The 1,342-nt window shown below is 29.5% G+C and carries 2 protein-coding genes; both read left to right on the forward strand.

Translation table 11 applies throughout. The annotated features are described in order from the left end of the window. Positions 1-146 precede the first annotated feature (146 nt). Positions 147-749, forward strand: coding sequence for a hypothetical protein (locus tag HNS40_RS22350; RefSeq protein ID WP_172284926.1), 603 nt, complete (start codon positions 147-149; stop codon positions 747-749). Between the two features lie 10 nt (positions 750-759). Next, positions 760-1,110, forward strand: coding sequence for a DUF2834 domain-containing protein (locus HNS40_RS22355; RefSeq protein ID WP_172284927.1), 351 nt, complete (start codon positions 760-762; stop codon positions 1,108-1,110). Positions 1,111-1,342 lie beyond the last annotated feature (232 nt).

Raw genomic sequence — 1,342 nt, forward strand, 5'->3', positions numbered from 1 at the left:
GGCAACAGAGGCTCATACATAATGTGGGTTTTGTAGTAGAATAGAACATATAAACATAAAATAAACATCGGAGTAGGCAGATAGATAATGGCTTTGAAAACCACACTATGCATAGCCTAGGACGTTGTGCCTCATATAATTAAAAAATGAAAAAAATACTCTATATCTCAATATTAACTCTGATTTTTGGTTCTTGTTTGAATATGAATGATCCTGAAATGCAAGGACAGTATATTGAAAGTTATAAATCGTTTAATCAAGAATTAGTTAATCATTTTCCAAAAAAAATACCAAATAATTTTGTAGCTGCAGCTTTCGGTTCTGCAAAATATATCAACAAAAGGAATAATTATGCGGATTTAAGCTTAACAATAAAAATAGCGTCAAAAGAGGAATTTATTGAACTAAAGCAATTACTAATAGGAGAAGTAAAGACTGTTAAAGAAGCAATGGATAGCTGCTTTTTAATTATTAGTTATTCAAATGAACTCAATAAGAAATATGATTGTAATTCAATCACTCCTATTCCGCTGACAGCTTTATACGATTATGATGGAAAGATTGATGATTGGAAAATTCAAGATAATGTTGAAATTGCTGTTATTGATTTTCAGCCAGGTGTGTTTCTAACTAATGAAAATCTAGTAGCGAAAGTAGAATATCCGGAAAAATGGAGAAATGGATTTTCAAAAGGATATTCTTTCGATAATGAAGAACAAACAATAATGTATTGGTTAATTATTTGGTAAAAATAAAATTATGAGAATTCAAAAATTACTGACAAAATATTCAATATTGCTTCTGGTATATATTGCATTAGTTCGTTTTGCACAGCCTTATGGATTGAAATTGTATTATTCAATTTATTCAAATCCTGAAATGATGGCGGAAACAGTTAATACCATTCAATCAATTATTACAGCCGTGACATTTATAATCAATTTGATTTTTGTGGTTTTTATTTTGGTTGATTCAAAACAGAAAAAAGTTGTTGATTGGCTTATTGTTGTTATTACTTTCTTCAGTGCAGAAACAGGAATTGCTCTATTTCTAATATGGCAGATTTATAAAGAATTGAATAACAAATACGAGGCACAACAAAAAACATAGTGCATTTGGAAATTAGAGCAATAAATGACGATATTAGCTATAAATAAAGTGAGTGGTAGGTTGGAAAATATAGGTTTCAAAAATCCAAACGCACCATGTTCCACACGTTACCAAGCATTTAAATTCAAAGGACAAAGCATTTGGTAGGGAAAAAAGTTCTTTCTTTAATTAAGGAAACGAAAACGAATTCGGGCATTTTTAGCCAATAAGAATTAATGAGTTGAAAGATGAA

Source organism: Lentimicrobium sp. S6 (assembly GCF_013166635.1).
In the GTDB taxonomy this organism is placed as follows: Bacteria; Bacteroidota; Bacteroidia; order Bacteroidales; family UBA12170; genus UBA12170.